The organism is Microcoleus sp. A2-C3, assembly GCF_036706065.1.
Lineage (GTDB): Bacteria > Cyanobacteriota > Cyanobacteriia > Cyanobacteriales > Microcoleaceae > Microcoleus.
In genome coordinates this window covers 1-26,038 of record NZ_JAUBVX010000053.1, presented here as the reverse complement: position 1 = coordinate 26,038, position 26,038 = coordinate 1, and the positions used below count along the sequence as shown (strand labels likewise).

The following is a 26,038-nucleotide window of genomic DNA, read 5'->3' as shown; positions in this document are numbered from 1 at the left end:
TTTAGATCAAGATTGAGGTCTTAAGTTTCTAGCTTGTAGCCTGAACTCGATAGTTACAAGTCATAATTACCGTACTCATGTTGTTTTTGAATGTTCGATCGACATTTACAATTGAACTTCAGCAGTTGCCAGACCGATCGCCGCCGAGATTAGTTCCTCTACGCCACTCACCGGCAAAATCCGGGTTTTGAGCGAGTTTTCGAGCTGTTCTACGGTCATATCATCGAGAAAACGCGGTTCACCCTGTTTTAGCATCACCGAGGGCAGCAAGATGCCATCTCCCAAGTCTCGCCCCTGCAAAGCTTCGAGCAAATCTTGCCCGGTGAGCAAACCCGTGACAGTGATAGTTTGTCCCCAGTAGCGGCTGGAGAGTGCTGCCATATTGACAGACAAGCCGGGAATCTGGTTTAGTTGTTGTGCGATCGGCTCAAAAGCCTTTTCAACAGCATTTCCCACCACCCAAACCAACCTACGAGGTGGAATAACCGGCAGCGGTTGCAGCTTCGCAAAAGCCGTTTCAAACTGCCCAATAAACTGGCGGATAGAGCCCACACCATTACCAATTTGGGGATAATCCTCATAATCTGCCGCCGACGGCAAATCTAAACCAGCGATTAAAAACCACTCATCAGCCAGCCAAATACAGCGCGATTTTGAACTCTTTTTCTTAGTTTTTCCGCCACCTTTTCCCTGACTCAAAACCCCTTGAATTTTCTGCACTTGCTCGATTACTTCCCGCGCTTTTTGGGCAGTTACAGCAATTAATTCATCTGCCGCAGGACGAAAGCGAGTTAAACCCACCGGCACCACAGCCACCGATGCCACAGCCGGGATATTTCCGGTATGAAACTTTGCCAAATCCAACAAAGTCCGTTCCAAATGTTCGCCATCATTAATTCCCGGACAAACCACAACTTGAGCATGAATTTGCAAGCGGCGGTCTTGAAACCATTTGATTTGTTCGAGAATCTTCCCAGCCCGAAAATTTTTCAACAAGCGAATTCGCACATCCGGTTCGGTAGCGTGCACCGAAACATAGAGAGGAGAAAGCCGCATTTGTTCGATTCGGTTCCACTCTTTTTCAGTCAAATTAGTGAGAGTGAGATAGCTGCCATAAAGAAAGCTGAGGCGATAGTCATCATCTTTGAAATAAAGAGTTTCGCGCTTTCCCGAAGGTTGCTGGTCAATAAAGCAAAAAGGGCAGCGATTGTTACACTGAATTAGTCCGTCGAAGAGGGCCGTTTCAAATTCCACACCCAAGTCTTCGTCATACTCTTTTTCTATTTCTAACTTGTGAGTTTTGCCTTTGGTATCTAAAACTTCTAGTTCCAGAAATTCGTCGGCGCACAGAAATTGATAGTCGATTAAGTCGCGGGGTTTTTGGCCGTTGACGGCGACGATGGAATCTCCGGCATCAAATCCCATTTCGGCTGCGATGCTGTCGGGGATAACTTTGGTGATTCGGGCTGGTTTGGTTGAGGATTCGCTCATAGGATCGCGCTTGCATTTTCAAGTTTGATAAATTGCTATTCAAAAATTAATTTTATATTTTAATCAAGTCTCAACTCATATCATAATTTATACCATTTGTCAAGCAGACCGCCTAGGAAAAAATAGGTGTTTGTGAAGTGCGATCGACCCACAATCCACAAGCTTTCAAATGATTTATTGTATTTATTAAGTCACATTAAATCTGTATCATTAATTGAATTATGACAATTTTATGGCAGTTAGCGTAAAGGTAAGAATCGCACTTGTCCTTCCCATTCTCATTCCAGACTGCACTCAGAAATTAGCAAAATTTCCTCAATCGCCAAACCCACTGCAACACGGCGGCTGACTTCAAATAACCCTGGCATCGCCAAACCTGCTTCGATTCTATCGTAGGCAAAGTTGGTCATGGTTGCTACATCATGAGTTAGTACAACCCGCCCTTGCAGCGCCGCCCATTCTAAGACTGTTGGATCGTCTGCTTTTCTGAGTCCTATATCTTGAACGCGGACAATCTCAACATCGGGATTCCGCCGCAAAATACCCCGAACAATTTGATTGTTAAAGTTTTCATCAGCCAATAATCGCAGCATATAAAACTACCCTTTTTGGTTGCGTCTTGCTAATAAGCGATCGCGTATTCCAACTGGGTTAAAACGCCTTTCTGCTTCCTGCTGAACTTCTGCGGCAAGACGTTGACGTTCCATCAGATAAGCGTCAACTTCGGATTGGTGTCGCAAGTAGTAGCCGATCGCAAAATAAACATCCGAAAGTTCAAGAGACGGGTACTGTTCCCGGATTTCTTCTGCTGTGGCTCCTTCTAGAAAAGCTGTAAGAACTGTATCTAGGGTGACTCTGGTTGTGCTAATGCGGATGACACCGTTTGCATCAGCCACTAGCGGAATTGGTTCAGCCGTGGGCACGAGTAGCATTTTGAGATTGAGGGTGGTGTGAATTTTCTATCTTCAGCATAGCCGATCGACACTCCCGGCTCTAATATATTTTTTCTGCACGTCCTCCTGCAATCTGCACATTAAAAGGTATTCCCGATCGCATTGGCTGCCATCCGAGTTGCATTGCTTGCCGTATCCATTGTGCTACATCAGAGGGTTTTACTGGTTTCACTTCTTGCGTGGAAATAATCTGCCATACTTTTACCTCTGGCGGCGCTCCCTCAGCAGGTTTTATCGGTATAAATTCACAGTTAGTGCGACTCCAACCTTGAGGATGAGGTCGATCGGTGCGGATAACTAACACGCCACCTGATTCTTCAGCGTGTTCGACAGCAACATGAAGATTTCCGCAGCCGGATTCTGCTTGTATATTAGTAGCTTGTCTTCGGATTAGCCAGACGAAAGGTTCCCCATCTACAATAATTTTTCTTGTTCCTTTTTTCGGTATTGACATAGTTTGCTTCCAGCCAGTTTACTCATGAGATTATAACGAAAAAACTCAAGCATCTGGTTCTTCAGAAGTTGTGCGAAACCCTCCTAAAGTTGAGAAAGGGGTAATGTTTGTCCAGTTATGGCTTGCTGCCAAGATTGGCGAAAGCTTGCTGCTGAAAAATCTGTATCTTCTTCTGTTGTCGTAGCTTGAGTTTCCAGGGAATGGGTGTGTTGGATAATAGTGGATAGTGTTTTAAGTAGTTCAAGTTGTTCTGTCAATGACATTGACTGAGCAAGATCGATCGCTTGTTGAAGTTGTGAAGTCATAGTAAATCCTCCTTGTTTTATTTTACATTAGCTACCCACGATCGCATACCACAAACTCACCATCAGGCACAAACTCGCTAAATGCTGGGGAATCAAAGATTTAATCGATCGCTTAGCAATTTGTTGAGTCACAAATATCGTCACCAACAATGAGACAATCAAAGTAAAACCTTGCAAAAAACTAATCACCGCTGGATCTCCTACAAAACTAGGCAAATCGTCTCTAATTCGTCCGAAAGTGGCAAAAGTTACCGGAATAACTCGCCCGCCTTCCTGCAAACCCAATCGCCAATAGTGAGCCAAACTACCGCCCCAAACTAGGGGTAGATATCCGTAGGCCAGAGAGACAAATGAGAGGGGTTTATAGGTTGTAAATGGGATACTTTTTGCTTGTCCCAATCGGTAAATTGCCTGCATGACGGCGTAAGCTACTAACGGAATCAGTGGCGGGATAATTAACACCGCGAGCGACATTCCTAAATGAGGTAAAAATTGCTCTAAATTGATACCCAGCCCCAACAAACTATCGATCTCCGGTAAGCGATGGAGATAGATACCGCCTAATAAGAGAAATAACAGGGCAACTTCATAACTGTGAGGAACGTGAGTTGTCCATAATTCGATTCCCGGAGGGCGCACATTTAATTCTACCGATCGATGGGGACAAGCTTTTAAGCAAGTCATGCACAAGACGCAATCTTTATTATCAGTTAATTGGGCGGGATGGGAATAAATCGGACATCCATTAGTAGTTAATCCTTCCCCCAATCCTGGGCCGCCTTTATAACATTGGTAGGTGGTGCATTCCGCCGCGCAGGTTCCTTGTTGGGCGCGTAGTTCGATGATTGAAAGTTTAGCAAACAATCCATTCATCCCTCCGATTGGGCATAAATAGCGACACCAAAACCGCCTTTCAAAAATTAGCGAAAAAATTACCGCGCCCGCCGTAATCAGCAATAACAAACAACTGGATAAATAGGCGGTATTTTCTAGATTCCACAATTCTTCCCAGAGAAATATTAGAGTAAATAGTCCGAACAGAAACCAACCACCCCATTTTTCAGCTAATTGACGCGGCCATTTATTGAGAGTTCGCGGAAAAATTTTCAGCGATAGTTTTTGGACGATTTCCCCATAAATCATAAAAGGGCAAAAGGCACACCACAATCGCCCGACAATGGGGAATAATAATAACATCAACGGCCACCACCACGCCCAAAAAATGTTGAGAGCAAAATTATGCTCTCTATCTTGGGGAGCAACAAATAGGATAATTACTACTAATGCAAATACCCAACTGGTAAACCAATAATTCACGCGATCGGGATACCAATCGCTCCGCAAAAATTGCCGAAGTTTAGGATAGATATTTAATAAATTCAGGCGAAATTTTTGTTTCTTCGCCGCCTGGGCCCAAAACACTTCTTCGGTTAGTACCTGACTTCCCTGGGCTTGAACTAAAGCGCGATCGACCATTCCCTGCAATTCCTGCAAATTACCTGGAAAATCGTAGGTTTGCAAGCGGCGAATTGCTTCTGGTGTGACTTGGGGCTTGATTAATTTCTTTTGGCGACCAAGAATATTGAGATAATAGTTGACTTGTGCCTCCAAATCTGTTTTTCGTACCCGCAAGGATGGGACTTTAATCTTGTGTTGTGTCAGCTTATCTAGCTTGGGCTGCACAATTTCTGAGATTAAAATTATGCGGGCATTAGTAGAACGCGGTGGCGGTGGTATTTGTCCTTCTCTGACTACTAGGGTATAGGTTCCCTCGGTTAATAATTGCTGAATTTGGGGGCATAATTGAGCGGGTAATTCTTGCACGTCATTGAAAATTAACGTCCCTTCGCCCAACCATTCCAACAATCCCGGTTTGCCGCCCAAACGCCCGAATAATTCCGCTCCATTAGCCTGAAGCAAGGCACTTTTGATCTGAATAACTGGTTCGTTGCGGCGGTGGGAACCGAAATGAATTAAAGCAGCTAAATTATCTTTTTCTAAACCAGGTTCGCCAGAGATTAATACCGATCGATTGTCGCTCGATGCTGTGCGAATTTGTTGGCGCAATTTCACTGCATAACGGCTATTTCCAATTACTCCGCGTTTCGCCCTTGGTACTAAATAGGTGCGGAGTGCGTTTTGACGCTCTCTTTCGTAGGCGATTTCTGATTCTAGCTGCTCTAATTTCGCAGCCAAGCGTTGAGCGTAGGCTTCGGTGATGCGTGGATATCTTTCTAGCAAACTGCGCCAGCGTGAGGCACTAATTACCCAAAATTGACATTCTGTACGGGCAATAATTCGACTATCTGCCGGTTGCGATCGTTGGAGGGCTGATAAATTGACGATCGCCCCCGGTAACAAACTACTCCCCCACATTAAACCGGGTTGTTTGCGCCGGTAGCGATCGGCTTGTCCTTTTTCTAGAATGTAGAGATTGGTGACGGGCGTATCTTCGATTACCACTCGAAATCCCGTAGGAAAAGTTGCCATTTCCATTTCCAGCGCGATCGCCTGTAAAATGTCGCGGGATAATATGCCTAATTCGGTGTTCGATTCGAGCCAGTTAACTAATTTTTCGGTAGACATCGCTTAGCCTCGGCGAAAATAGAATTGTGCTGCTTGGTGTATGATAATAATAGCGGATAGCTTGTTAAAGTTTTGAATTCTTAGTGAAGCATCCATTTCGGTTCGTAGTGTGGACGGTCGTCCGCACTACGAACCTTACTGATTGCGAGCTATTGACAGGAGATGAGATCGCTTCTGATTTAAGTTGAGTCGATTGTTGGAATTAACAGCAGTATTTAAATTGCTGCTAGATCAATTATTTAATTGCTTTTGCCAGTTAATTATCACTTTGCTTTTTCGCCCACAATGACAGCGATGGGAACCGCATAATGAATTTCATCGCCTTGGAAATGCACGTCAATCCCCAGACGGTCAACACCAATATCATCTTTAAAAATTTGTCGCAGCTTATCGTCATCGCCTGGGTTTGGAAAAGAAGCAGCTAATTGTTGTTCCAGTCCCAATTCTACTTTATAAAATGCCAACTTGACATTTTGCAGATTCGCATCCGCGACTAATTTTGGCAACTCTTCCAGAGTCAAAGCACGAGTGTGAGATGGATCGCGCAGCTTCTCAATATAGTTGTAAGCATCAACTTTTTCCGGCGGCATTGCTACGTCAGCAATCAAAATGCGATCGCCCGCGCGACACACCCGAACCATCTCTGACAGCACAACCTCCGGCCGCAAAAGATGATGGAAAGCGTAACGACTCAGCACAACGGAAAAACTATCATCGGGAAACGGTAGCGTCTCGATATCGCCTTGCAACCATGAGATATTAGTCAAGTTTTTTTGCTGTGCCAAAATCTGGGCTTGTTCTAGCATTGCTGGTGTTAAATCGATGCCAGTAACGCGATCGGAAACTGCCGCAAAAGCACAAGCAACAATACCAGGGCCGCAAGCAACATCTAGAACTGTATCCTTGTCAGATACGTTGGCCATTTTCATCAGTAAATCTAGAGATTCTTGATTTGTGTGGCCATACAAGTTAGAGAATGGCACAGCCTGACGGGTGAATTGGTCGATGATGGATTTTTGATGTGCGGTCATAGTTTAATTCTATCCTTGTTTGCTGCTATTTTGTAGGCAGGAGCGACTTTAGCCGCTCCTGTAAAGCTTATTTCACCTATTAACTATTTCTCAATGCCCCACCTGCGAGCGCGGTTAAAATAGCCACGCCAAAAGCCAGCCGATACCACACAAACACCCAAGTATTCTGAGTTTGTAGGAATTTCATCAGCCACGCGATCGACAAATAAGAAAATACAAACGCCGAAATAGTTCCTATTGCCAAAGTCACAACTCCAGCATCGCCCATTCCTTCTCCCAAAGCACCCTTCAATTCCACTAATCCCGCCAGAGTAATTGCCGGAATTCCTAATAAAAAAGAAAACCGTGCGGCGGCGGCTCTCTCCAATCCCATGAACAATCCTGCTGTTAGGGTGGAACCCGATCGCGAACAGCCCGGAATCAACGCCATTGCTTGACCTAATCCCATCAAAATACCATCTTTAACAGTTAATTTTTCATAAGTTCGATCGCGCGTGCCAATTTTTTCTGCTATGGCTAACAGCAGCGACATGACGATCGAAGCAATGGCGATGCTGGCCAAACTCCTCAACGGTGACTTGTCAAAATCGGGAACCAATATCTTGATTAGCAGCCCAAAAAAGACTATCGGTATTGTTCCTAAAGCAATCCCCAAAGCCATTTTAAACTCTTGGGATTCGTAGTCACGCCGCATTACAGCGTTGACTGCACCCAAAGTTATCGTTGTCAAGTCTTTCCAAAAGTACCAAAGCACAGCCACAATGCTGCCCAACTGAATAATAGCAGTATAGGCAACCCCCGGATCGCCCCATCCCAGGGCGATCGGCACTACCTTCAAATGAGCGCTGCTGCTGATAGGTAAAAACTCCGTTAATCCCTGTACAATTCCTAAAACAATCGTCTGCACCAAATTGAGTGGAGCGGGCCCGGAAACATCAGCAGCGGGCGTTTGGGCGAGGAGTGCGTCAACCAAAGCTATCATAAGTTGTCAGTTCTCTGTTGTCAGTTTTTAGATATCAGTTAGATTTCAATACGCTTGGGATAAGACGGCGGTTGAAACCGCTTCTCGTCAAACGATGTCCGAGAGAGCGAGGGACTAAAGAGAATAACGTAATTTAAATCACCCGCTCTTCAACCTGCTTGGAGTAGGTTTTGCTTGTATAGACGCGGTTTCAACCGCGAGCGTCTTCTATCAGCAAATTGCGATCGCCGATCCGAAACTACTTTAACCTACTCAACAACATTTGCATACATTTGCTGATAAACTTAAAAAAGTTTTTGCATCTGATGAAGCCAGCCTACAGCAACTGCCAACAACCTATGATATTTTCCGAGTCCAAAAATTTAATTGTTACTGCTGCTTCTGGCATCCGGTTGCTGCGGCGAATCTTGTCAGCCAGTCTGTTAACGGTGACGCTGGCACTTAGCTTGATACTTTTCACCAGCACGCCACCAGCCTTCGCAACTCTCACAGACGATCGCTTCGACGGCACTATCTATGCCCTCTACGCCGGCAACGGTTCCCTAGTTCCTCCTAAAGTCAAGATGACAGATTCTTTCAAGCGGAAGAAACCTGTAGTGTTGGTTTTTTACACTGACGACAGCAGGGACTCCAAGCAATACGCGATCGTCGTCTCTCAACTCCAGGAATTTTACGGTCGCGCGGCAGATCTCATGCCGATAAGCGTTGACTCTTTGCCTCCAAAACCATCACCGAAACTCACTGAACCGGGACATTATTACGAAGGATTCGTACCTCAAACAGTCATTCTAGACCAATCAGGAAAAGTAGTTTTTAACGAAAAAGGACAAATACCGTTTGAACAGGTAGACGATGCCTTGAGAAAAGTGTTTGACTTGCTACCTAGAGAAAATTCGGTAGCGCTTAAACGCCGTGTTGTGAACGAACTCAATGTCGAATTGTCGAAGTAATAAAAGACCGGGCGGTTGAAACCGCGTCTATACACACAAAACCCGAGTTCAGAGGGGTTGAAGAGTGGGTGGTTAAAATTACTTTGTCTTCCTAATGGAGCGGAAGCGGAATACCGTTCGGGAAGGCTAACGCCTACGTTTGACTCTGACGGGGTTTCAACCGCCGTTTTATCTGATTCTTGCTCAGTAATTCTTTACAAATATCCTCTGGGTATCAAGGCAAAATAGTATCAAGTATTTAAACTTTAAACCATGAGTAGAACCTTAATTCCTGTGATTCTGGCCGGCGGTAAAGGCGAACGTTTCTGGCCTCTGAGTCGCAAGCAGCGCCCCAAGCAGTTTTTGAGTCTTGATGGTAGCGGCAAGAGTTTGCTACAAGCTACTGCGGAAAGACTTTTGGAATTAGGTAATGGTTGGGAGGATTTGTGGGTGGTAACATCGGAAATGTTGGCCGATGGAGTGCGGGAACAGTTGCCGCTGTTACCTCCTGAGAATTTGCTGGCGGAACCGGAGGGCCGAGATACTGCGCCGGCGGTGGCTTGGACTGCTATCGAAACTGCGAAGCGTTACGGTGAGGATGCGGTTGTTGGTTTTTTCCCGGCGGATCACTGGATTGGGGAACCGCAGGAGTTTATCAAGACTTTGGAGGCGGCGGCGGAGTTGGCGAAGAATCAGGATGCGATCGCCACTTTGGGAGTCAAACCGAGTTATGCTTCCACTGGTTACGGCTACATCGAACAAGGCGAAGAAATTGGCACTTTTGGCGGTTTTCCGGCGTACCGCGTGGCTAGATTTACGGAAAAGCCCGATCGCGCCACCGCCGAAGAATTTGTAAACAGCGGTAAGTTTAGTTGGAATGGCGGAATATTCGTATTTCGAGTTGGCACTGTCTTGACAGAATTGCGAAATCATGTACCGGAAATGATGGCAGCTTTGGAAACAAAAGGCGCTGCTGCTTACTCCGAATTGCCGAAAATTAGCATCGATTACGCGCTGATGGAGAAGACGCAAAAGGCTTGTGTACTGCCCGTAGGCTTTAGTTGGGACGATTTGGGTGATTGGAATGCGATCGCCCGTTTGCTGCAAGGAGACAAGCCAAATGTCGAGTTAGCAAAACACGTCGGAATTGATACTAAGGAAAGCATTTTTTATGCAGCGGATGACAATGAAGTGATTGTCACGATTGGTTTAGAAGATGTTGTAGTTGTCAGAGATGGGAATGTGACGTTAATTGTGAAAAAAGACAGGACGCAGGAGATTAAACAGGTGATTAAAGTGTTGGGAGAAGATGACAAATTGAAAGATTTGTTGTAAAGGGCGTATCACTAAAAAAACAGGTGCGTAGTAAGGACTGAAGTCCTTTCTTATCCAACAAGAACCCTAGGAATAAAGTTCTTACTACCAACCTCTGGACGGAACCAAATTAAAAGCCCACTTATTCATTAGAATCTACTTTCTTCTTAAAATGTTGAGCAAATTCACTTAATGAGTTATTTCGGGCGATCGTTTGATCGGTAATCTCTAGTTTCTCGGCAACTTTATCTGACTCATTCTCAGAATATTGCTGTTTTTTTAAATCTTTATCTTTCAGTTGAGAATTTATCTTTTTGACAATATCTTTAGAAAAATTGACTAAATACTCCTTAGCATTTTTCCCTCCAGATTCAGCTTCAACTATCAAATTTGTTTGACCTTTTTGATATTTATTAGCAAACTTTTCCCATTTCGGATCGGTTCTAGTTCCGAGATTTTTTGTAAAGTAGCAACAAATGCCAAGACAGTCAACTAATAGCCAAGCTTCTAATTCTTGACGTATAAGTATTAACAAACATTTCCCTTGAGATTGTGCTACAACTCTATTGATTCTATTAATTAGAGAATTAGGTTCTTGCAATCGTTGAGCTTGAGATTGTACACCATCTGCATCAAGTAAAAATATCACTATTTCGTTGTTTATAAGATAAATATCAACTGCCTTTTTTAGCCCATCACCTCCTGTTTTTTTGATAGCTTGATTAAAAGCTATTTTAGAACTATCCAAAACAGTTATATTGGAGTCATAGTATTTAACAATCTTCTTAGCTATACAGCAAACAGTTTTACTATCAAAATCTGACTCTGGAGCCCAGATAAGAATATTACTCATACTATTGTTCTAAAATTCCTTGTAGTAGATGACTGTGATAAATTGCACTACCTACTCCAAAGTCTCTCATCCATTCAGATAAATCATCCCGACACTTCCCTAACTCATCTACGGGAAAAGCTTGTGTTCCAACGTCATCTGTTTTGCTTAGAAGTAGTACAGAAACATCTGAGTTTATTTCATCCAAATTGAAACAATCAAGTAACTGGGAACTATGAGTGGTAATAATTACCTGTGTTTTTTGAGACAGTCTTTTTACTACAGATGCAACCTCTCTTAGCAGTCCTGGATGAAGATTGCGTTCAGGTTCTTCAATCCCAATCAGTGTAGGTAGCTGATCTTGATGAAGTAACACATAATAAGCCATAATTCGGAGAGTGCCATCTGACATATTGGACAAAGGAATCTCTAAACTACCTTTTTCCAATACTTTAATTATTTTCTCTCCTTCTTCGTCCACTAACTTTAAGCTTATACCCAGACAATCATTAAGTTCTTGACTAACTAATTCAAACTTTTCTCGATCGTTCTCAGCCCAGTATTGTAAAACATCTTGAATTTCCATACCTGTGCTACCCAGACTGGGAATATTTTCTCTGTTCATTACAATATTGTCGCCAATTACAAACATAGGACTACCTCTCATCGACTTAGGATCTAAATCGTAGAAGTCCCAATTTATGATAAATTCTGCAAGTTTAGCCGTAAATGGTCTGTCTCCAAAATCACCGGCAGACTTTAAGGCTAAGTTGCCAGCTTTAGATTGATATCTCTGAGAATTTCTTCCTTTTTCATCTCGCACTGTACCCTCGCCATTTTTTGATTCTATTACTTTATGCTTACCTATCAAAAGTTGCTCGCGCGAATAAAAAAATTTTCCTTCTTGTAGAGACATAGATACAGTATACTCGGCTGTTTTCTTAGCTTGTTTGACAGTAATAGAAAAAGTAATATCTTGATTTCCCCCAAATCTCAAGAATCTTTGCATAAACTCCACAGGGGGGGGAGAACCAACTGTTACCATCTGACTGAGAATCGATAATGCCTGTAGAGAGTTAGACTTTCCGCTAGAGTTACAGCCCACTAAAATCGTTAAATCTTTAAAATTTAACGTAAGATCGCCTAAGCTCCTAAAGTTTTTAATGTTAGCCGATACAAGTTCAATACTCATAAGTAAACGTAATTTGTAGGAGAATAAATTAATTAAGAGCCAACCCGATTAAGCCCCGATTCATGCTTTTCGATAACATACTATGCATAAAAAATCTAGACCATAAAGTCTATAATACCATCAGGAGTAATAGCAAAAGCACGCGCGGCGCAGCTATTCGGTAGGGAATCGCCCCCACACCCCAAAGCTCTCGCGCCCATTCCCGCTATTCCCCCCAAGTTATTCCTCAAGACACTGGTCAGCTTGGTTAACAGCCCTATGCTAGTAGTTATATTGCTAGCAAAGTCGATCGACCAGGAGGCCCCTTGTTCAGCCTAGTTCAAAACACTTCTCGCAAAGGAGAAATCCTAGAAGTCGTCTTCCGCAACGGTTGGGACTACATGAAACCCATGCTTGTCGCAGAAAAAACGCGATCGCGGGCGAGGGCCCAACGCCATCACCCTTTGTGGGCAAACTATATGTAGTGTGCCTCCCTAAGTCCTGTAATTCACAAAAATTGTTGTACTCAAAATTCATAACTCTCTGTATAACGGGCCAGCTTATGAGCGCAAAATTTTCCGATAGCGAGCTTCAATTACCGAGTAGATGCCATAGGCAATTAAACCCAAAGGTACGATACCCAAAATCACTGGACTAAAAGGCTGTTTTCCCAGAATTGCCAACACCTCGCCCAATCCCTTCGTTTGACTGGCATCCGATAGCCTTGCTGCTTGAATAAAGAAAAGACCGATTATAACGAAAACAATCCCACGGGCAGCAATTCCAAATCGACCCAACCGTGTCGCCCAAGTTAGCTCGTTTTGGCTCATTTCATCTAGCTTGAAATGGTGGCGGAATTTGGCTTTATATGCTTCGTAGAAATAAGAAAAACCTACACCAATAACAATTGATCCCGCCAATCCTACCAGCCATTGTCCAAATGGTTGCGCTAAAAGTTGGGCTGTCAAATCTTCGGTTGTATCCTTTTTACCACCGCCCGAACCCATTATCAGTTTTACAGCCGTTAAAGCCAAACCTGCGTAAGCTAAAGCACTGAAGGCGTAGCCAATGCGTTGGGCAATTCGCTTGGCATCCATTTTTTGTCCTTGGTGTTCTGGGTCGATAATTGTCTGAACCATACGCCAAAGGAAATAACCAATAATGCCAATCGTTACAAGAAATAGCAGAAATTTACCGAAGGGTTGGTTAACAATTTCTGATAATGCACCGCTAGTATCGGTTGTCCTGCCGCCCATACTAAAGGCTGCTTGTGCTGCTAGAAAACCGACAATAAAGTAAACTAAGCCTTTGGAAGCATATCCCAATCTTGCCAGCCGCTCAAACCAGGGATGAGAAGCTGTCCGTCGAATTGACTGTTGAATGCTGTCGGTGGGTGAGTTCTGCGGTTTCATATTTTTTGACAATGTAGTTGTTAACGACTGCTGCCATAGGCAATAGTGCATTCCTTTCCAGTTAACGGAGTTATTAAACCAATAATTTATGTTATTATTTATTGATTTAAAGATTAGCTTGTTTAGAAATGTTTTTTATCTGTCTGGAGCGGGAGTGTCAACGGCAGATTAATTGATAATTTTCACCTTTTTGGGGCTTGACAAATATAGGTTTATGGGCTATATAATGGCTGGCATCATGGAGTAGTCTGTCAGCCGTCTAGTATATCTTTAATTAATTTTTTTTAACCCAAGTTTGAATAACAATTAGAATTGGCAGCGCTAAAAATACTCCCAAAAAACCTAATAAAAATCCGAATGCTGTCAAGAGATCTAAGGTGTAAGCGGGAAGAAAAGATACCTGCTTTTTCATAATGATAGCTGTGAGAAAATTGCCTTCAAGATATTGTAAGAATGGATGCGCCCCCTTGCGGCAGTTGGGAAGCAAGCATCTATCGCCAATCGTCCGAGCGATCGCACTTAACTGAAAGCAATATCATAAGTTGTTCCTCAATCATCTTCCATCAGATGGATATTTTTTTATGGCATTAGACAGATGGCAAAGTTTGGCTAGTTAGATTAAATAGAGAGAGAAGCAACATTTTGAAATGTTGAACAGGGACAATAGACCTTTTACTTAAGTCTATTTTTAAGATTCTAAATTGCCATTGTCGCAAGAAGTTGATGGTTCAGAGGAGGATATTAGGAAAATGGAATCAACCACAACGGCAGTGGCTGTGTTGAGTTCAACCTTTTATTTACCGGAAATTGCCCAAATCAGTTCTAAAATATCAGGCATCCTGCCTGTGCTGAACTGAGTTTTCAGGAGAAGTCTAATAGCTAGCCACAAGGTGGTCGCTTGCGCCAGCAAGACAAGCAGAATCTCTTTCTTGCCTCGTTTATTTTGACGATCAATTCAGCAATAAGGTGTATATAATGAATCAACCAGAATCCTTGTCACAACCGCTGACGAACACCGAATTCGTCACAACTTTTCGCTTGTTCAGTCGAGTTAGCTTCTGGATACAGTTATTCTTGGGTGCTGTTTCCGGCATTGTTTTAGTATTTGCTATGTTGGGTCGCAACATGAGTGAACAAACCAATAATAATGCAGGTATTGGTTTCGGGATAGTTTTAGCGATAGTCGGCCTTTTATTGCTGTGCTTTAGAATTTTTTGGGATTTTCGCTATAGGCTTTTAGGCAGACTTTTGCACGCCGAAAATTCCCAAGTATATCCCAGCAAAGAACATATTACTAAAACCTTACAAATTGGATTAATTTCTAGTTTGGTGGGGGTATTAATCGCGTTTGTCGCTTCTGAAGAAACAGTTGCTGTAGTCCTAGCGAAAACTCTTAGTCAACCGCAAGCGATGGCCGCTTATGCACCAGAAAATGTGATTCGTTCATTAGATATTTTTGTGACAATGGCAAACGTGAATCTGATTGGAGCTCACTTTTTTGGAGCTGTTACTTCTCTTGGGTTACTCAATTGGGTAGAGGATTAGTTGGCGGCATTAGCGATCGCTAAAGGCAAACACAGATCCTATGTGGTCAGGATTTACAAGGGCTGACCGATTTAACTAAGGTTTGTGGTTGCACTGTCTTGGCGAAAGAGAGGGAAGACAGCGCAGCTACAAGCTAAAAGTGAAACTTTTCCGCGTTACTGTTTATACCAAATTTCCCGGAATATATGGCAACTGATGACTTAAATCAAAGTGAAACAACTGATGTAAGAAAAGTTTGTAGTCAACGTTAAAAACTTTTAACAATTTATCGCAAACTCAAACAATTAACAGCTACTGAACCTTGTCAATGTCGGAAAGCCAGAATTCAAACAAATCACATCGCCTGTGCAATTTTAGTCTGGACTTTCATAAAAAGAGCGCATTTAATGGGGAAAACTATCTACAACCGATCGCCCCCACATCCCAAAATTCGATCGCACCCTTTCCCCAAGTTATTCCCCAAGACACTCGTCAGCCCGGTTAACAGCGCTATCCTAGAGTTATATTGCCCTTAAACCCGATCGACCCGGAGGCCCCTTGTTCAGCCTAGTTCAAAACACTTCTCGCAAAGGAGAAATCCTAGAGGTCGTCTTCCGCAACGGTTGGGACTACATGAAAAGCCTCCTAACCGGCCGCAAAACCGACGCGCCCAGCCTCCCAACTCCCGCTGTTCTGCGCAACATCCTCGTCGAATTAGGCCCAGTTTTTGTGAAATTGGGACAATTGCTGAGTACCCGTCCCGACCTTTTACCCGCCGCCTACATCGAAACCCTCTCGACGCTACAAGCGGAAGTTCCGCCCGTACCCTGGTCGGAAGTAGAATTTATTGTCCGCAAGGAACTCAAACAATCTCTCGAAGATACCTTCGCTAAATTTAACACTCAGGCGATCGCCGCAGGGTCGATCGCCCAAACCCACAAAGCTACCTTAAAAGACGGCCGCGAAGTCGCCCTCAAAGTTCAGCGCCCCGGTATTGATATTGTCATCGAACAAGACATCGCCGTGCTCCGAGGTTTAGCAGAACTTGTCATGCTCACAGACTTCGGTCAACAATACGATATTGTCGCCTTAGCCGAAGAATTTGCGATCGCCCTGCGCGCAGAACTAGACTTCATTCAAGAAGCCAGCTACACCGACGAACTGCGCCGCAATTTATCTAAAAGTAAATGGTTCGACCCAAAACAAGTTGTTCTACCAGAAATTAACTGGGAGTTGACTACAAAAAAACTCTTAGTAATGGAATGGCTGAATGGAGTGCCGATTTTGTTAGGCGATTTGCAAGGAATTGGCCACAAAGGAGATATAAATGCCGAACGCGAAGCAATTACAACCCTGCTTTGCCGCGTTTTCTTCCAGCAGTTGTATATCGACGGATTCTTTCACGCAGACCCGCATCCAGGCAATTTATTTTATCTCAGAGACGGTCGGATTGCCCTGCTAGACTGCGGCATGGTCGGCAGATTAGACCCGCGCACACAGCAGAATTTGACAGAAATGTTACTGTCAATTGTCGATTTAGACGCTCAGCGCTGCGCTCAATTAACATTGCAAATGGCAGAATTTGCTCAGCCTACAAGTTTGGCTAATCTAGAGAATGATTTGGCTAGAATGCTGCGAAAGTATTACAATATTAGCTTGTCGCAAATGAACTTATCGGAAATATTTTATGAGGTACTGGAAATTACCAGAAACAATAAAATTAGGCTACCCAGCAATCTCGGTTTGTATGCAAAAACTCTAGCTAATTTGGAAGGATTGGCGCGTTCTTTTAATCCCAGATTCAATATTATAGAGCAGGTGAAACCGCTGATGACTGATATGTTTCGGCGTCAGTTATTGGGAGATGACCCGATACAAGCTCTGTTGAGAACAGCTCTGGATCTGAAAAGCTTATCTTTGCAATCTCCGCGACAGGTGGAAGTGCTTTTAGACAGGGTTACTTCGGAGACTTTGAAGTGGAACTTGAGCATAAAAGAACTCGATCCGTTGCGCCGCACTTTGGGGGATTCTGCGAATCGGCTTTCTTTTAGTATTGTTGTAGGTTCGCTGATTGTGGGGGCGGCAATTATTTCTTCTAATGCACAAACTGCTCAGCTATCTTTTTTGAGCAATGGTTTGTTTGGGGCGGCTAGTTTTTTGGGTTTTTGGTTAATTCTTAGCATTTTGCGATCGGGCCGTTTGCGGAGTTGATTGTCAAGGGGAAATGGGGGAAATCTGGAGATGTACCAACTATAAATTATGTGCGGACGATTCACTTTAAATACTTCATCTCAAATCATCGCCGAATTCTTCAAACTGTCGGAAGTTCCCGATATCAAACTGCGATACAATATCGCCCCAACTCAATCAGTGGCGACAGTTACAGTTTCTCCCCAGCAAATGCAGCGACAGTTCCAATTTATGCGCTGGGGCTTGATTCCGAGTTGGGCAAAGGATCTGAAAATAGGCAGTAAGATGATTAATGCGCGATCGGAAACTGTAGCCGAAAAACCTGCTTTTCGCAGCGCCATCAAGCACAGGCGATGTTTGATAGTTGCTGACGGTTTCTACGAATGGCTACCCCAGGGAAAGCACAAACAGCCTTACTATTTTCAAATGGCGGAGGGCGAACTTTTTGCTTTTGCGGGTTTGTGGGAAAATTGGCAATCTCCCGAAGCAGAAAACATTGTATCTTGCACTATAATTACTACCGCTGCTAACGAAACAGTGCAGCCAGTGCACGATCGAATGCCGGTGATTCTCCCTGAGTGCGCCTGGGAAAAGTGGCTCGATCCTGCTGTTAACAGTGCTCAGGAAGTTTTGCCGCTGTTAAAGCCGTATGCTGCCACAGCCATGACAGCAAAGGCCGTAAGTGCGATCGTCAACAGTTCCAGCAAAGACAGTCCTGAGTGCATTCAAGCAATTGAATAAACGCAGTCATTAGTCAGCAGTCATTAGTCAGCAGTCATTAGTCAGCAATTAAAACTTAATAAATGTCGCACAAAGATTGCTCGCTTATAACAACAGCTAACAACTAACAACTAATGACCAATGACCAATGACTGCTGACTAATGACTAAATTAACTGTCGTACATCCGTGCTTCGGCAGCTTCGGGATTCTCCTCGCAATACTCGTCAAAAGCCGTTTTGTCAAGCTTCATCGATCGCTGATGAGCAGCCTCAGCCTGCATTTCCTCTACAATGTCCCAAGCTACAGCACACTCTCTAGAAGTAGCGCCTTTCTGGGCACAGACAGTTCTGGCATCCGCGATCGCATTTTCGATTTCTTCCTCAAATAAAACACTCTTCGGCTTATCAACAAAATCGCTTTTTGTCAAAATATCCGTTACCGAAATAATGCCAAGCAGTTTGTCCTTAATAACCGGAGCTCGGCGGATTCGGGTATTCGCGAACAACCTCGCCACGTATTCCACGCCCAAGTCGGGATTCACCGTGATGCACGGTTTGGTCATAATCTCGAAGACGCGGACTTTTTGCGGGTCTACTCCGTAGGCTGTTACTTTGTAAACAATATCCGTTTCCGTGACAATGCCGTAGGCGTCTTGTTCGTGGCGGCGTTCCACAATTAATGCGCGCAGACACAGTTCGTTCATCATCGCCACTGCTTCAGCTACCGTTGCCGAACCGCGAATGGTAACAACTTCAGTTGTCATAATATCTTGTGCTTTCATCATCATTTTTTATTGCTCCCCGTTTATAAAGTCTAGTTCGTCCCGATTTGGGGGCGACAATTTGATTTGCTATCATCATAAAACTTCAGGACTGAGGCGACTGTTACGATAAGTCAAGGGAGGCCAAGAAAGTTCGGCAACGGATTGTGTAACGGATTTAACGGATTTAATGGATTTAACCGATCAATATTCAGAGAAGAAGGAAAATTCTCCCAATTCTCCCATATCCCCATCTCCGCATCTCCCATCTCCCCATCTCCCCATCTCCCACTCTCCCCATTTCCCCATCTCCCCATCTCCCCCCTCTCCCCTCCCAGCCTCAAAGAAGCAAAAGTTAACACAAACAAAGCAAGTGCTTACGCTCGCAGAGATCCCCGCCTCTGATAAACTTGATGGCTGGGAGTGCAAAAGAGCACCGGCAAGCATCAGAAGTTGGGAGAATAAAGTTTGTGGACAATGTAATCGGTTTAGAGATTATCGAAGTAGTCGAGCAGGCAGCCATCGCTTCCGCTCGCTTGATGGGCAAAGGCGAAAAAGATGAAGCCGATCGCGTAGCTGTAGAAGCCATGCGTGAGCGCATGAACAAAATTCATATGCGCGGCCGCATCGTGATCGGTGAAGGCGAACGCGATGACGCACCCATGCTTTACATCGGCGAACAAGTAGGTATTTGTACTCGCGAAGATGCTAAAGATGTCTGCAACATCGATGAATTGATCGAAATTGACATCGCTGTTGACCCCTGCGAAGGTACTAACCTGGTTGCTTACGGTCAAAACGGTTCGATGGCAGTTTTGGCAATCTCTGAAAAAGGTGGTTTGTTTGCTGCGCCCGATTTCTACATGAACAAATTGGCTGCTCCCGCGGCTGCTAAGAATCATGTAGATATTCGCAAAACGCCAACCGAAAACCTCAAAATTATCTCTGATTGCCTCGGTCGCAGTATTGAAGATTTGGTAGTGGTGGTGATGGATCGCCCCCGGCACAAAGATTTAATTAATGAAATTCGCCAAGCGGGTTCAAGAGTTCGACTGATCAGCGACGGCGACGTTTCTGCTGCGATTTCTTGCGCGTTTTCTGGTTCCAACATCCACGCGCTGATGGGTATTGGCGCTGCACCCGAAGGTGTGATTTCCGCAGCAGCAATGCGCTGCTTGGGCGGTCACTTCCAAGGTCAGTTAATTTACGATCCGGCTATTGTCAAAACTGGTTTGATCGGCGAAAGCAAAGAGAAGAATATCGCCCGCCTGACAGAGATGGGCATCACAGATCCAGACAAGATTTACAATGCTGAAGAGTTGGCATCTGGAGAAACTGTTCTGTTTGCAGCTTGCGGAATTACTCCCGGAACGCTGATGGATGGAGTTCGCTTCTTTGGCGGCGGCGCTCGCACTGAGAGCTTGGTAATTTCTTCTCAGTCGAAAACTGCTCGGTTTGTGGATACAATCCATATGTTTGACCAGCCGAAATCTCTGCAATTGAAGTAGTCATTAGTTAAAGGTTAAGAGTTAACAGTTAATTTTGAAATGTTAATTTTTCACCGCTAACCGTTGACAGTCACCGATGATTAGAAATTAGCGATAAACTAAGAATTAATCACAGGTGACTGTTGATAACTAAGAAATAAATAGTGACAAATCACAGATATGAATATTGCCGTCATAGGTCTCAGCCACAAAACAGCGCCGGTTGAAGTTCGCGAAAAACTCAGCATTCCAGAACAGAAGATTGAAGCGGCGATCGCCCAATTGCGCGGCTACCCCCACATTCAAGAAGTTGCCATCCTCAGCACTTGCAACCGCTTAGAAATTTATATCGTTACCACCGAGTCAGAGCCTGGGGTGCGAGAGGTGATTCAGTTCCTTTCGGAATGCAGTAAAGTTCCTTTGCAGTCTTTGCGCCCTCACCTGTTCATTTTGCTGCACGAAGATGCGGTGATGCACTTGATGCGAGTGTCTGCTGGCCTCGACAGTTTGGTGCTGGGAGAAGGACAAATTTTGGCTCAGGTGAAACAAACTCACAAACTCGCCCAGCAGTACAAAGGTGTTGGCAGAATTTTAGAACGCTTATTTAAGCAAGCTCTTACAGCCGGGAAGCGTGTTCGCACGGAAACTAGCATTGGTACTGGTGCGGTTTCGATTTCTTCGGCGGCGGCAGAATTAGCTCACATGAAAGGTCAGCATTTAGCCACCAGCCGGATTGCGATTATCGGTGCAGGGAAGATGTCGCGCTTGTTGGTGCAGCATTTGCTGTCGAAAGGAGCGAGCCATATTGCGATCGTCAATCGATCGATGCGCGGTGGCCAGGAGTTAGCCGATCAGTTTAAAGATGCCCAATTGCACCTGCATCTGCTGTCGGACATGATGCAGGTAATTGCCGATTCTGATTTGGTGTTTACCTGTACGGCTGCTACAGTTCCGTTGTTAAATAAAGCTAAATTAGAAGCTGTTTTAGACCAGCATCGCTCTTTGATGTTGATGGATATTTCTGTGCCGCGCAACGTCGATGCTGATGCGAACGAATTGGCGAATGTGCGATCGTTTAATGTAGACGACTTAAAAGCAGTGGTAGCTCAAAATCACGAAACTCGCCGCAAAATGGCAATGGAAGCTGAGGGGCTGCTGGAACAGGAAGTAGAGGCTTACGATGTCTGGTTGCGTAGTCTCGAAACTGTTCCGACTATTAGCTGTTTGCGGGATAAAATCGAATTGATTCGGGAACAAGAGTTAGAAAAAGCTTTATCGCGTCTGGGCTCTGAATTTTCGGAGAAACATCAAGATGTGATTGAATCTTTAACAAGAGGGATTGTGAATAAGATTTTGCACGATCCGATGGTGCAGTTACGCGCGCAGCAGGATATTGAAGCGCGCCGACAAGCGATGCAGACTTTGCAAGTGTTGTTTAATTTGGATGTGGATGTAAATCAGCAGTATAGCTAGTTGACAGTTGACAGTTGACAATTGACAGTTGACAGTTGGCGGTTGTCATTAGTCATTAGTCATTGGTGATGTTTGGCATCAGCTTTTAATGTAATTAGGGCTTACCTATTTGCTGAGAAAGTAACAAGGTTTCTTTTTATTTGTTACCAGGCTGTGCCTGGTAACGCAGATATGGAGGCTCTGCCTCCATTTTTGGATGAGGCAGAGCCTCTGGATATCGGTTCCAAGGCTCTGCATTGGAACCAGTTTTAATGATTAACAACTAATGACTATTAAGCGAATTTTTCAACTAATTTTATTGCTGGTAGGGCTGTGGTTATTTTTTGAGTTTTTATCCCGGATTGCGGCAGAAATTCTCTGGTTTCAGGAAGTTGGATATCTTCAGGTTTTGCTGTTAAAGCTGAAAACTCAGGGGCTGCTGGGGGCGATCGCACTTTCTGCATCTTCCGCGTTTTTACTGGGAAATTTAGCCCTAGCCAGCCGCCTGCAAGATCCCACCGAAAACATCAAATCACCTGTTTTGGGCCAGTCGATCGCATTAAAAAATGCGCTCAACACTGGGAAAAATCATCAACTACCTGCTGCTAAATCTCAAATTACCTTTCCCTGGCTGCTGTTGGCGGTATTGGGATTAAGTGCGATCGCAATTTTAACAATAATCCACTGTGGAATCTTAGCTGCTGATAGTATCGCCGATTTTAGGATAGTTGGTGGTTTGTCTACACCGCCAATTCAATTCGGATTTGAGTCAATCCAGCTTAAGGCGGTGCAGCTATTTTCTAACTGGTGGCAGTTGAGCTTGCTGCTGGGGCTGATGTTAGCTGTGGTAATTAAGCCGGGTTTTTGGCTGCGGGCGATCGCCCTTTTGCTCAGTTTGGCGATCGGGCTAATTGCCGCTAGTCGTTGGACAAAAGTTTTACAATATTTCCACCCTAGTAATTTTAACACAACCGACCCTCTTTTTAACCAAAATATTAGCTTTTATGTATTTACTTTCCCAATCTTAGAGTTGCTAAGCTTTTGGTTGACAGTTCTATTTTTGTACAGTTTAGTATCTTGTGCTTTAACATATTTGCTGTCGAGAAATAGCCTGAGTCAAGGGATATTTTTGGGGTTTTCGCGATCGCAACAGCGGCACTTATACGGCTTGGGAGCAGCTTTGATGCTAGCCACCACACTCCGGTACTGGCTGGGGCGCTACGCATTGCTGTATTCGCGGGGAGACGTTACCTATGGGGCGAATTATGCAGACGTGACCGTGCGACTGCCTGTCTATGGATTTTTGAGTATCTTGGCTGGGGCGATCGCACTTTTGATGCTGTGGCAGGTTTGGCAATTCACAATTCCCAATCAACTCATCAAAAAGATTATTTTGGGATGGCTAGCTTTAAGTTGTTTGGGAGGTTTGCTGCTGCCAAAAGTTGTGCAGCAACTGATAGTAAGACCCAACGAATTAGCGCGAGAACAGCCGTACATCCAGCGCAGCATTGCCTTTACTCAAGCAGCATTTGATATCAAAAAAATTGAGATAAAAACTTTCGATCCAGCCGGGAAACTTACATATGAAGACTTAGAAAGAAATCAACTAACTGTTAGCAACATCCGGCTGTGGGACAAGCGGCCGCTGCTGCAAACCAACCGACAGTTACAACAAATCAGACCGTATTATACATTTCCTGATGCGGATATCGATCGCTACACAATCAAAAAGAAAACCGCAAAAAAGGGAGAAACTGAAAGCCAGCAAGTAATTCTGGCGGCGCGGGAACTAGATTATACAGCAGTTGCGCCGGAAGCTCAAACTTGGGTGAACGAACATCTGGTGTACACGCACGGTTACGGCTTTACTCTTTCTCCCGTAAACACAGTCGGTGTCGGCGGTTTACCCGATTATTTTGTTAAAGATATTGGAGTTCCAGCCGAGACAGGAGAGACTGCTTTAGATATAACTAGCGATCGAATTCGGATGAGTCTCCCGATCGGCTATCCGCGCATTTACTACGGCGCTATCACCGATACAGACGTGATGACACCCACACAAGTCAAGGAATTCGACTATCCCAGCGGTGAAGAAAATGTTTACAACAATTACAGCGGTAGGGGCGGAATTGCGATCGGTTCTATATGGCGGCGCTTGCTGTTTGCTAGTTATCTCAAAAATTGGCAAATGGCGCTAACCCGCAATTTCACGCCAGAAACTAAATTATTGTACCGCCGAAACATTAACAAAAGAGTCCGGGCGATCGCTCCTTTTTTGCGCTACGATTCCGACCCGTATTTGGTAGTAGCAAACGCCAATCTTACTAAAGATGATATAGAAAAAAACAACGATAAAAATGGCAAAAAATTTCAGCTTTCTTCCTCAAAAACTAATAACAAGCCTCCTAACTATCTTTACTGGATTATCGATGCCTATACAGCGAGCGATCGTTACCCGTATTCAGATCCGGGTCAAAATGAATTTAACTACATCCGCAACTCCGTAAAAGTCGTCATTGATGCCTACAACGGGTCTGTTGAGTTTTATGTTGCCAATCCCTCCGATCCGATTATCAAAAGTTGGATGGCTATCTTTCCTGGAATGTTCAAACCCCTTGACAAAATGCCTCCGGCTCTTCGCAAACACATTAGATATCCCGTAGATTTGTTGAACGTTCAATCGGAACGGTTGTTAACTTATCACATGGAAGACCCGCAGGTATTTTACAATCGGGAGGATTTGTGGCGAGTTCCCAATGAGATTTATGGTGGCGAACAGCAGCCCGTAGCACCGTATTATTTGATTACGAAACTGCCGACGGAAACATCAGAAGAGTTTATTTTGCTATTGCCATTTACGCCAGTCAGTCGTAATAATTTAATTGCTTGGATTGCAGGGCGATCGGATGACGATGATTATGGTAAATTGCTGTTGTATCAATTCCCCAAACAGCGATTAGTTTATGGCCCGGAACAGATAGAAGCTTTGATTAACCAAGATCCGGTGATTTCTGAACAAATTTCTCTGTGGAATCGGCAGGGTTCAAAGGCGATTCAAGGCAATTTATTGGTAATTCCGATCGAACAATCTTTGCTGTATGTGGAACCTCTATATTTAGAGGCAGAACGCAATAGTTTGCCAACCTTAGTCAGAGTGATTGTTGCCTACGAAAATCGGATTGTGATGGCCGAAACTCTTGATGCCGCACTTAAGGCACTTTTTCAGCCAAAATCTACTAATAAACCCGCAATTGTGATACCAATAAAAGGAACAGCGCCAGCTTTGAATTGATAGATAATATGTGTAAAAAGCATTGCCGATATGTGTCAACTTAAGCCTGAAAAGTTTTGTATCTCTCGTTTAGACGCGAGGCCAGATCCCCCTAAATCCCCCTTAAGAAGGGGGACTTTGAGAACATTCTTGTCCCCCCCTTCTTAAGGGGGGCTAGGGGGGATCTGGCCTCGGCGGTAGACAGCAGTCTGGCACTACACATTATACCAAAATGTTTTTAAACTGGGATCAAAATCTTGCCTAATTCCTAAATCCGAGAAAAATCAAAATGAACCCACACTTCAAGCCCTCAAACATCCAAGACTTGCTCTATAATAAAAACATTGTCACCTCAAAACCTCACCAATGTTTGACAAAATCTGGCAATTCCTCAAACAATTAATTCAGCGAATCTTCCGAACAAATCGCCCGATTTCAACGCCTCAGCAGCCTCCAACTCTGACGGATGCCGAATTTGAGGCGAAGTTGATGGAACTCCTGGAAGGGGTAAATAGCGGCTGGGGGAGTGGCGATGTTACGGAATTTTTAATCGCAAAACGCCTCAGAGATACTGAATTGGCTGACTGGTTGCGACGGTTTGGGGAAAGATTGTTAGCAATTGATGGAGAAACAACTGAGGAGGGCGGGCACGGCGACACCTGCTCTACGGATTCGGTGTCATCGCTTCAGGAATTGGCGCGCAGGCTGGAGTTGTTGAGGGGAATTTGTGGCGGGGAATTGGGAGAGGTGGCGGGGAATGTTGGTAGGGAGATATTGGTTAAGTTTCCGATATCTCAGGTTGGAGATGGTGAGGGAGAAGGGGAAGTTGATGGGGAGGCTGAGGTTTGGAAAAAGCTAGGAAATGAGCAATTTAAAGTAGGTAATTTTGAAGAGGCGATCGCATCCTACGACAAAGCTTTAGAATTCAAACCTGATTATCACGATGTCTGGAACAGTCGAGGCTGTATTCTTTGCGACAATTTAAATAAATATGAAGAGGCGATCGCCTCCTACGACAAATCTTTAGAATTCAAACCAGATGACCACAGCATCTGGTTCATACGGGGCGTTGTACTGTTTAATTTAGGAAAATTAGAAGAGGCGATCGCCTCCTACGACAAATCTTTAGAATTCAAACCAGATGACCACAGCATCTGGTTCATACGGGGCGT

Annotated in this window: 23 protein-coding genes; 10 read left to right on the top strand and 13 right to left on the bottom strand. The window is 44.3% G+C overall.

Features of this window, described 5'->3' with window-relative positions:
- Positions 1-105: 105 nt before the first annotated feature.
- The 8 genes from QUB66_RS23745 to QUB66_RS23710 form a co-directional block, all read right to left on the bottom strand.
- Positions 106-1,491 (bottom strand): TIGR03279 family radical SAM protein, encoded by a 1,386-nt coding sequence (locus tag QUB66_RS23745; RefSeq protein ID WP_332966058.1) that lies wholly within the window; start codon positions 1,489-1,491, stop codon positions 106-108.
- 278 nt (positions 1,492-1,769) lie between these two features.
- Entirely contained in the window at positions 1,770-2,084 is a 315-nt protein-coding gene (locus QUB66_RS23740) for a DUF5615 family PIN-like protein (protein WP_332966060.1), read from the bottom strand.
- 6 nt (positions 2,085-2,090) lie between these two features.
- A complete protein-coding gene (locus tag QUB66_RS23735) occupies positions 2,091-2,423 on the bottom strand; it encodes a DUF433 domain-containing protein (RefSeq protein ID WP_332966062.1) in 333 nt (110 codons plus the stop codon).
- 61 nt (positions 2,424-2,484) lie between these two features.
- Positions 2,485-2,898: a hypothetical protein gene (locus tag QUB66_RS23730; protein ID WP_332966063.1), complete on the bottom strand. Its 414-nt coding sequence runs from the start codon at positions 2,896-2,898 to the stop codon at positions 2,485-2,487.
- Positions 2,899-2,981: 83 nt separating this feature from the next.
- Positions 2,982-3,203 (bottom strand): hypothetical protein, encoded by a 222-nt coding sequence (locus QUB66_RS23725; RefSeq protein ID WP_265239238.1) that lies wholly within the window; start codon positions 3,201-3,203, stop codon positions 2,982-2,984.
- Positions 3,204-3,230: 27 nt separating this feature from the next.
- Positions 3,231-5,789, bottom strand: coding sequence for a sigma 54-interacting transcriptional regulator (locus QUB66_RS23720; protein WP_332966064.1), 2,559 nt, complete (start codon positions 5,787-5,789; stop codon positions 3,231-3,233).
- Positions 5,790-6,052: 263 nt separating this feature from the next.
- Positions 6,053-6,820 (bottom strand): class I SAM-dependent methyltransferase, encoded by a 768-nt coding sequence (locus QUB66_RS23715; RefSeq protein ID WP_332966066.1) that lies wholly within the window; start codon positions 6,818-6,820, stop codon positions 6,053-6,055.
- 79 nt (positions 6,821-6,899) lie between these two features.
- A complete protein-coding gene (locus QUB66_RS23710; RefSeq protein WP_332966067.1) occupies positions 6,900-7,802 on the bottom strand; it encodes an undecaprenyl-diphosphate phosphatase in 903 nt (300 codons plus the stop codon).
- Between the two features lie 338 nt (positions 7,803-8,140).
- Between QUB66_RS23710 and QUB66_RS23705 the strand changes: the two genes are divergently transcribed.
- The gene (locus tag QUB66_RS23705) at positions 8,141-8,752 is read left to right on the top strand and encodes a thylakoid membrane photosystem I accumulation factor (RefSeq protein ID WP_265239251.1); all 612 of its coding nucleotides are present in this window, start codon (positions 8,141-8,143) and stop codon (positions 8,750-8,752) included.
- Between the two features lie 252 nt (positions 8,753-9,004).
- The gene (locus QUB66_RS23700; protein WP_332966069.1) at positions 9,005-10,066 is read left to right on the top strand and encodes a mannose-1-phosphate guanylyltransferase; all 1,062 of its coding nucleotides are present in this window, start codon (positions 9,005-9,007) and stop codon (positions 10,064-10,066) included.
- A 121-nt stretch (positions 10,067-10,187) separates the two neighbouring features.
- Here the strand turns inward: QUB66_RS23700 and QUB66_RS23695 are convergent, their stop codons facing one another.
- Together QUB66_RS23695 and QUB66_RS23690 are read right to left on the bottom strand one after the other, a co-directional pair.
- A complete protein-coding gene (locus tag QUB66_RS23695; protein WP_332966070.1) occupies positions 10,188-10,898 on the bottom strand; it encodes a hypothetical protein in 711 nt (236 codons plus the stop codon).
- A 1-nt stretch (position 10,899) separates the two neighbouring features.
- Positions 10,900-12,069: an AAA family ATPase gene (locus QUB66_RS23690; RefSeq protein WP_332966071.1), complete on the bottom strand. Its 1,170-nt coding sequence runs from the start codon at positions 12,067-12,069 to the stop codon at positions 10,900-10,902.
- A gap of 305 nt (positions 12,070-12,374) precedes the next feature.
- Between QUB66_RS23690 and QUB66_RS23685 the strand changes: the two genes are divergently transcribed.
- Positions 12,375-12,533, top strand: a complete 159-nt coding sequence (locus QUB66_RS23685; protein ID WP_332966073.1) for a hypothetical protein — start codon at positions 12,375-12,377, stop codon at positions 12,531-12,533.
- Between the two features lie 75 nt (positions 12,534-12,608).
- Here QUB66_RS23685 and QUB66_RS23680 read toward each other — a convergent pair whose 3' ends face one another.
- Positions 12,609-13,460 (bottom strand): DUF1206 domain-containing protein, encoded by an 852-nt coding sequence (locus QUB66_RS23680; protein WP_265239246.1) that lies wholly within the window; start codon positions 13,458-13,460, stop codon positions 12,609-12,611.
- Positions 13,461-13,734: 274 nt separating this feature from the next.
- Positions 13,735-13,872: a hypothetical protein gene (locus QUB66_RS23675; protein ID WP_332966076.1), complete on the bottom strand. Its 138-nt coding sequence runs from the start codon at positions 13,870-13,872 to the stop codon at positions 13,735-13,737.
- 563 nt (positions 13,873-14,435) lie between these two features.
- Here QUB66_RS23675 and QUB66_RS23670 point away from each other — a divergent pair.
- The 3 genes from QUB66_RS23670 (at position 14,436) to QUB66_RS23660 (ending at position 17,915) form a co-directional block, all read left to right on the top strand.
- Positions 14,436-15,005: a DUF3611 family protein gene (locus QUB66_RS23670; RefSeq protein WP_265239247.1), complete on the top strand. Its 570-nt coding sequence runs from the start codon at positions 14,436-14,438 to the stop codon at positions 15,003-15,005.
- 537 nt (positions 15,006-15,542) lie between these two features.
- Positions 15,543-17,195, top strand: a complete 1,653-nt coding sequence (locus QUB66_RS23665) for an ABC1 kinase family protein (RefSeq protein ID WP_265239248.1) — start codon at positions 15,543-15,545, stop codon at positions 17,193-17,195.
- 48 nt (positions 17,196-17,243) lie between these two features.
- Positions 17,244-17,915 (top strand): SOS response-associated peptidase, encoded by a 672-nt coding sequence (locus tag QUB66_RS23660; protein WP_332966080.1) that lies wholly within the window; start codon positions 17,244-17,246, stop codon positions 17,913-17,915.
- Between the two features lie 150 nt (positions 17,916-18,065).
- On the opposite strand, the gene QUB66_RS23655 is transcribed toward QUB66_RS23660, so the two are convergent.
- Entirely contained in the window at positions 18,066-18,683 is a 618-nt protein-coding gene (locus QUB66_RS23655) for a CP12 domain-containing protein (protein ID WP_265239250.1), read from the bottom strand.
- Between the two features lie 443 nt (positions 18,684-19,126).
- On the opposite strand from QUB66_RS23655, the gene glpX reads away from it, so the two are divergent.
- The 4 genes from glpX to QUB66_RS23635 form a co-directional block, all read left to right on the top strand.
- Entirely contained in the window at positions 19,127-20,164 is a 1,038-nt protein-coding gene (gene glpX, locus QUB66_RS23650; protein ID WP_106333211.1) for a class II fructose-bisphosphatase, read from the top strand.
- A gap of 159 nt (positions 20,165-20,323) precedes the next feature.
- On the top strand, positions 20,324-21,616 hold the full coding sequence (locus QUB66_RS23645; protein ID WP_265237929.1) for a glutamyl-tRNA reductase: 1,293 nt from the start codon (positions 20,324-20,326) through the stop codon (positions 21,614-21,616).
- 265 nt (positions 21,617-21,881) lie between these two features.
- Positions 21,882-24,887 (top strand): UPF0182 family protein, encoded by a 3,006-nt coding sequence (locus QUB66_RS23640; RefSeq protein WP_332966083.1) that lies wholly within the window; start codon positions 21,882-21,884, stop codon positions 24,885-24,887.
- Positions 24,888-25,232: 345 nt separating this feature from the next.
- Positions 25,233-26,038, top strand: an 806-nt coding sequence (locus QUB66_RS23635; RefSeq protein ID WP_332971282.1) for a tetratricopeptide repeat protein, incomplete at its 3' end; no start/stop codon positions are given.